The following is a 6,229-nucleotide window of genomic DNA, read 5'->3' as shown; positions in this document are numbered from 1 at the left end:
GTGCCGCAACGTTTTCAGGAAAAATGAAGAAACCAGGCCTTTTCAGACCTGGTTCTTCTTGGTGCGCGAGGCGGGAGTCGAACCCGCACGCCCTTGCGAGCACTGGCACCTGAAGCCAGCGAGTCTACCAATTCCACCACTCGCGCATCCGATTCAGTTGGCGCTGTACTGTTCAGCGCAAGGGTTATATTACCACAGCCGCTTCCATCTGTCAACACTTTTTCTTCATTTTTTTCAGTCATGGAAAGGAAGTCCAAAAAATAGGTTGACAAGGGACGGCCGGTCATGCTATGGTTAGATTCCAAGTAAGGGAGTAGTCGGCGCATGAGCGTGGCCCGGTCAACATACTGATGGGGATATTGCCCTTCTGGCCGGACCTGAAACGATGAGACTTGCCTGTTCCGCAACAGGCAGGTCTTTTTTCTATGCTCGGCCTGTGCCGGTCTATCAGGGTAGGAGGTCAATATGAGTTTATTCGAGCTGTTCATTCTCGCCGTAGGCCTGTCTATGGACGCCTTTGCCGTCTCGGTGTGCAAAGGTCTGTCAGCCGGTCATCTTCGCCCGGTCCATAATCTCACCTGCGGTCTCTATTTCGGAGGCTTTCAGGCCATGATGCCGCTGCTTGGCTGGCTGCTCGGCATCCAGTTCCAGGCCTTCATCTCCACAGTGGACCACTGGATCGCCTTTCTCCTTTTGTCCATCATCGGTATCAACATGGTGCGGGAGTCCCGTGAAGAGAGCGAGGACGTAGACTGCTCCTTCTCCTTCCGCTCCATGCTCCCTCTGGCGCTGGCGACCAGCATCGACGCGCTGGCGGTGGGGGTCACTTTCGCCTTTCTTCAGGTGGATATCCTGCCCGCCATCACCTTCATCGGTCTGACCACCTTTCTTCTGTCCGCTGCGGGGGTCCAGGTAGGCGCTCTCTTTGGCACCCGCTTCCGCGGTAAGGCGGAGCTGGCGGGGGGGCTGATCCTTATGCTCATGGGAATCAAAATACTCCTTGAGCATCTGGGCATCCTGGGGTAAATATCGCTGCTGATTGGCCAGCTTCGGGCTCTCACGGAACAGGAAGGCCCGGAGCCGGCCTTTCCATGTTTAAATAGGCCCGGTAGGCCCCGGCCAGGCGATAGCCCAATTTTTGAGCCAGGTGGGCGGATCGCTTGTCATGGGCGTCCCAGCTGGGATATAGCCCCCGGTCCAAACAGTCCAAAATGAGCCGCGCCCCACAGGCGGTGGCCAGTCCTTTTCCCCGCTGGTCCGGCCGGGTATCGATCTCAATTTCAATCCCGTCCCGGTATACGGCGTAGGAGGAGGCTCCCGCTACCAGTTCCCCTCCGCACAGGACGGCCACCCCTATCCCCCGTGCCTCGTAATCCAGTCCGTCCTCAAATAGGGCGCACAGATCCCTGCTCCAATCCTCTTTCATGGCCTGTGTATAGAGAGCGCCGTCCATCGGCCGCAGTTCAAATCCCGTTGGCGGACCGGCATAGCCCTCCAGCTTGGCTCGGCAAAAGGAGCTTGGATCCTTCTCCGTGGCGTACCGGGTCCAGGGTATAATCTTCGCCCCCCAGACCTCCTCCAGCAGACAGGCCCATCCCTGGTCTCCGGGGACCAGGATAGACGCTTCCGCTTTCTGGGCAAGCGCCCTGTCCGGGCGGCCGGCGAAAAAGGCGAAATCCCCGATCAGGGCCGCCGCGGAGGCGGGCTCTTCCCCGCCTTCCACCAGCACCTGTCCCATACAGCCCTGGAGGCAGGACCACACCATGGTCTCCGGCCAGCCTTGAAAGAGCGCCGCCGCTTTATTCATTCCTTGTCCAGCTCCCTTCCGCCAACCGGGCCCTTAGGCCAGAGTATCGCCGGGTCTGGCGGTCATTGGCCACCATCTGGGCCACTGTCCCCTGGTCCCCTACAATGATAAACAGCTCCCTGGCGCGGGTAATCGCGGTATACAGCACGCCCCGGGTCATGAGCATAGGTGCCCCCTCCAGCGCAGCCAGGATGACCGCCCGGTACTCGCTGCCCTGGGCCTTGTGTACTGTCACAGCAAAGGCGGGCTCCAGCTCTCCCAGCATATCTGGAGTGTACTCTACCACCTTGCCGTCAAAGTCCACGGTGATGATCTCCCCCTGAATGGAGCGGATCACCCCGATGTCCCCGTTGAACATCCCCATGCCTGATGAGGTGCCCCCCTCCTCCCGCCAGAGGATATCGTAGTTGTTCCGCACCTGCATCACCTTGTCCCCGGCGCGGAATACCCAGTCACCGAACCTGCGCTCCCCCTTGTCCTCCCGGGGCGGGTTCAGGGCCTGCTGCAGCACCTGGTTCAGCGCCCGGGTCCCTGTGCCCCGCCGCCGGGTGGGCGACAGGACCTGGATCTGGTCGGCGGGAATCCCCATCCGCTCGGGCAGACGGCGGCGGCAGAGATCTACGATAGTGTCCAACACGCTCTGGGGGTCCCGACGGGACAGGAAAAAGAAGTCGCTGTCGTTGGCCCGCAAGTCAGGCAGTTCTCCTTTGTTGACCAGATGCGCGTTGCGGACAATGGCGCTCTGAGCGGCCTGGCGGAAGATCTCCGTCAGCCGGACAGTGGGCACCACCTTGCTTCGGATGAGATCGGCAAACAGGTTGCCAGGCCCCACCGAAGGCAGCTGGTCTGGATCGCCCACCAGCACCAGGCGGCAGTCCCCCTCAAGGGCATCCAGCAGGGCGGCCATCAGCGGCACGTCTACCATCGAGGTCTCATCCACGATGACAGCGTCTGCCTGGAGGGGAGCGTAGGAGTTTTTGGCAAAGACCAGCCGGCCGGAGTGGGGGTCAAAGCCCGTCTCCAGCAACCTGTGGATGGTAGACGCCTCTGTTCCGCACAGCTCACCCAGCCGCTTGGCCGCCCGTCCCGTAGGGGCCGCCAGGGCGGTCTCTAAGCCCATTCTGTCAAACAGGTCCAGTACGCCCCGCAGGCAGGTGGTCTTTCCCGTACCCGGCCCGCCGGTCAAAAGCATGACCTGCCGCTCCGCGGCCAGCTCCACAGCTTGGCGCTGCTGGGGGGCGTATGTGATGCGCTGCTCCCGCTGGATGCGGTCAATGAGCCTGTCCAGCCCATCGGGCGGAAGGAGCCGGCTGGCGCTCATCTCCCCCAAACGCTGGGCGATAAAGGCTTCCGCGTCGTGGAGGGCTGGAAGATAGACCGCTTCCTGTCCGGCGATACGCTCCAGCTCCGCCTCTCCCCGGTCCAGCAGGGTGGTCAGGCAGTCCTCCAGCATCTGGCAGGGCACCTCCAGCAGTACGCCCGTGGCCTCCACCAGCTTGCGCCGGGGCAGGAAAGTGTGCCCGTTGTTCAGGTTATTGTGGGCCATCTCAAAGAGGAGCCCGGCCTCCAGACGCAAGGGGTCCTCATGGCCCACCCCCAGGGCCAGAGCCAGGCCGTCCGCCTGGGAGAATTCCACCCGGAATTCCTCATTGACCAGCAGATAGGGGTTGGCCCGCACCACCTCCAGCGCCACGTCGCCGTAGGCCCTGTGAAGGAGGGCTGCCAGCTCCAGAGGGAGCTGATGCTCGGTCAAAAACTCCACCAGCCGGCGGGTGCCCATCTGCTGGCGGAAGGCCTCTCCGATCTGGCGGGCCCGCTTGGGTGAGATGCCTCTTATTTTCGTAAGCTGGTCCGGGTCGTCCTCGATGACTGTCAGGGCCTCCTCCCCGAACTCCTCGATGACCAGCCGGGCGGTGGCCTTTCCGATACCCTTCACAGCCCCGGAGGACAGGTAATGGAAGATCTCCTTCAATCCCTGTGGCAGTCGGCGCTCCACTACCTGGGCCTTGAGCTGCACCCCATAGGTAGGGTGGCGGGTCCAGCGGCCCCGGACAGATAGGTATTCTCCGGGGGCCACACCGGGCATGGTGCCAACTACGGTGACCTCCTCATCCCGTACATCCAGCTTCAGGATGGTGTAGCCGTTGTCCTCGTTCTGGTAGATGACCACGGAAACGGTGCCCTCGACCAGCTCTAATTCCCGCTGTTCCATGGCGTCGTTTCCCTCCTTTGCATCTCCTGATATTGGATAGGGGCGGCCTCCGGCCGCCCCCTGGTTCAGCTCCTCGCTATGTAGTCCGGCAGGTCAGAGGCTGGCCACAGCACTACCCCAGGCCAGCGGGCCGTCAGCCGCAGGGCCAGCTCCCAGCCCTTGGGGGTCAGGCCAAGGTCAGCGATGATAATGGGGCAGTCCAGCAGTCCCAGTCCCCGGAGCCACATAAAAGCCCGCAGGGTCTGCTCCAGGTCCTCCCCCTCCCCCCGGCCGGGGATGAGCACCCGCACTCCCTGACCCGGCATAGGACGAAACAGGCGGCCAAAGAGCCACCAGGCCACAAAGGCCAGTCCCAACACACATACAGCCGCCAGCAGGGTATCCCATATCATCTCCACAGAGCAACACCTCCGGGCCATCCTATGCGGAAGGCGGGCCGCTGGTGTTTCCCTCCGACCCTTCTCTGCCGTCCGCTACATGGTGCCGGAGAATAGGTTGATCCCTACATGGGTCAGAGCCAGCATGATACACCCGGCGGTCAGCACGCCCATGACCACAGCGGGCAGGGCTTTCCTCAACCGCATCCCCAAAAAGGCGGCCGCCAGAGAGCCGGTCCAGGCCCCGGTACCGGGCAGGGGGATGGCCACAAAGATCCACAGTCCCAGATACTGGTATTTCTGGACCTTCTGCCCCTTCAGGTGGGCCTTCTTTTCCAGCTTGTCCACCAGGCCGTTGAGCTTTGGCATATACCTGCGCATTAGCTCAAAGATCCGGCGGATGTAGACGATGATAAAGGGGGCGGGGATAAGGTTGCCCAGGACCGCCGCCGGGAACGCCAGGTAATAGGGCAGGCCGAGAGCCACCCCGAAGGGCAGGCCGCCACGCAGCTCGATGATGGGGACCATAGACACCAGCATGGTGAACAGGCATTTGCCCCCAGTGGTGTCGGTCAAGAACTGGAAAATATCCATGGAACACCTCATTGTTCGTCCGTTTTACAGTCCGCCATCACGGTGTCCCGCAGGCAGACCCAAAACGTCTCATATGTCCCCCTGTCCCAGGGGGTGGGATAGGTCATCACCGTCAGGGGATGACCTTTGAATTGGGGGCGGTAGGGCGGATGGACATGGAGAAAGGGATTCTCCCAGAAGCCAGCCCGCTGATAAAAGCCCTTTCGGCGGATGGAGAGCTCGTCCACCGGCGGATCGATCTCCAGCACCACGCTTTTGCCCCTGCTGTTCAACAGCTCCAGAGCCCTGGCTCCCAGCCCCTGGCCCCGGAGGGCCGGATCGGTAGCAAAGTGCTCCACATAGGAAAAGCCCTCCTCCTCCCAGTGCAGAAGAATCCCCACAAAGGTTTCTCCCTCCCAGATAACATCGAAGTGATATTCCGGATGGGACAACACTCGCTCCTGCTTCTCTCGTGTACGCTGTTCGTGGAGAGGAAAACTGATTGTATACAGGGTAAAGGCGCGGTCAAAGGCCGGATGGTCCGGGGAGGTAATCCGTTCAAAAGTCATTTGTCTTATTTCCTTTCCTCTGTACGTCCCAATAGATAGTCGGTGGTGACGCCAAAATAGTCGGCCAGAAAGATTAAAGTCGTGGATGGGAGGTTCACTTTGCCATACTCGATTCGTTGATAGTGTTGTACTGTACACTCCAGCATGTTGGCCATCTCTTGCTGGGTTTTATTTTGTTCCTGACGTAATGGCTGCAGCCGCTCCGCAATACCGGGCAAAATAATCTTCATTTCTCTCGTAACCCCTTGACATAACATGAAATGTTGTGTATAATAAAGGCAACTTTAAAAGTTGTTAGCAGGTGTTTATATGTCAGATCTCATGAAATGGATGTACGCCCATTATATCAGGTCCTACATTGAAAGCCAACCCAAGGATGATGGGGAAACCATGTGGTTTGATCTGTTGGAAAACGAACTGGGCCCCCTCCAACGGGAATCTCTGGAAGCGGTGACCGCTTTTTTTGCCGTGCAGGGCTTTCGCCTCGGTCTCAAAACGGGGATGGCCCTGGCCGGGGACCTTGAGACCATCCCCTGACGGCCGGAGGGGCCCACTAGCAGGCCGCCACCTCCTCCGGCGTGCCGGTACACACAATGGTCCCGCCGCCGTCGCCCGCTCCCATCCCGGCGGGCCGGGATGGGGGCCCTTATCATTAAAATCCTCGGCGGAAATGAATTCCGCCTCCGGAAAT

At 60.5% G+C, this 6,229-nt stretch carries 8 protein-coding genes and 1 tRNA gene; 2 read left to right on the top strand and 7 right to left on the bottom strand.

Features of this window, described 5'->3' with window-relative positions; all coding sequences use genetic code 11:
* Positions 1–59: 59 nt before the first annotated feature.
* Positions 60–146: transfer RNA gene (locus tag OCV64_RS15040), tRNA-Leu, on the bottom strand.
* A 319-nt stretch (positions 147–465) separates the two neighbouring features.
* On the opposite strand from OCV64_RS15040, the gene OCV64_RS15035 reads away from it, so the two are divergent.
* Entirely contained in the window at positions 466–1,026 is a 561-nt protein-coding gene (locus OCV64_RS15035; RefSeq protein WP_262670445.1) for a manganese efflux pump MntP, read from the top strand.
* 31 nt (positions 1,027–1,057) lie between these two features.
* Here the strand turns inward: OCV64_RS15035 and OCV64_RS15030 are convergent, their stop codons facing one another.
* From OCV64_RS15030 to OCV64_RS15005, 6 genes are all read right to left on the bottom strand, one after another.
* Positions 1,058–1,807: a GNAT family N-acetyltransferase gene (locus tag OCV64_RS15030; RefSeq protein ID WP_186853319.1), complete on the bottom strand. Its 750-nt coding sequence runs from the start codon at positions 1,805–1,807 to the stop codon at positions 1,058–1,060.
* Positions 1,800–4,019, bottom strand: coding sequence for an SF1B family DNA helicase RecD2 (gene recD2, locus OCV64_RS15025; RefSeq protein WP_262670444.1), 2,220 nt, complete (start codon positions 4,017–4,019; stop codon positions 1,800–1,802). Before recD2 ends, OCV64_RS15030 begins: the two co-directional genes overlap by 8 nt.
* Positions 4,020–4,084: 65 nt before the next feature.
* Positions 4,085–4,417 (bottom strand): hypothetical protein, encoded by a 333-nt coding sequence (locus tag OCV64_RS15020; RefSeq protein WP_147570881.1) that lies wholly within the window; start codon positions 4,415–4,417, stop codon positions 4,085–4,087.
* A 75-nt stretch (positions 4,418–4,492) separates the two neighbouring features.
* Positions 4,493–4,990 carry a COG2426 family protein gene (locus tag OCV64_RS15015; protein ID WP_262670443.1) on the bottom strand — a complete coding sequence of 166 codons (498 nt, stop codon included), beginning with the start codon at positions 4,988–4,990 and terminating at the stop codon, positions 4,493–4,495.
* Between the two features lie 8 nt (positions 4,991–4,998).
* A complete protein-coding gene (locus OCV64_RS15010) occupies positions 4,999–5,538 on the bottom strand; it encodes a GNAT family N-acetyltransferase (RefSeq protein WP_262670442.1) in 540 nt (179 codons plus the stop codon).
* Between the two features lie 5 nt (positions 5,539–5,543).
* A complete protein-coding gene (locus OCV64_RS15005; RefSeq protein ID WP_147570884.1) occupies positions 5,544–5,768 on the bottom strand; it encodes a helix-turn-helix domain-containing protein in 225 nt (74 codons plus the stop codon).
* 79 nt (positions 5,769–5,847) lie between these two features.
* On the opposite strand from OCV64_RS15005, the gene OCV64_RS15000 reads away from it, so the two are divergent.
* Entirely contained in the window at positions 5,848–6,075 is a 228-nt protein-coding gene (locus OCV64_RS15000; RefSeq protein WP_186853316.1) for a hypothetical protein, read from the top strand.
* Positions 6,076–6,229: the final 154 nt, after the last annotated feature.

This window comes from Muriventricola aceti (assembly GCF_025567565.1).
GTDB classification, from domain to species: domain Bacteria; phylum Bacillota; class Clostridia; order Oscillospirales; family Oscillospiraceae; genus Lawsonibacter; species Lawsonibacter aceti.
Note: the sequence above shows the minus strand (reverse complement) of the source record. Positions and strands in the feature narration are given on the sequence as shown.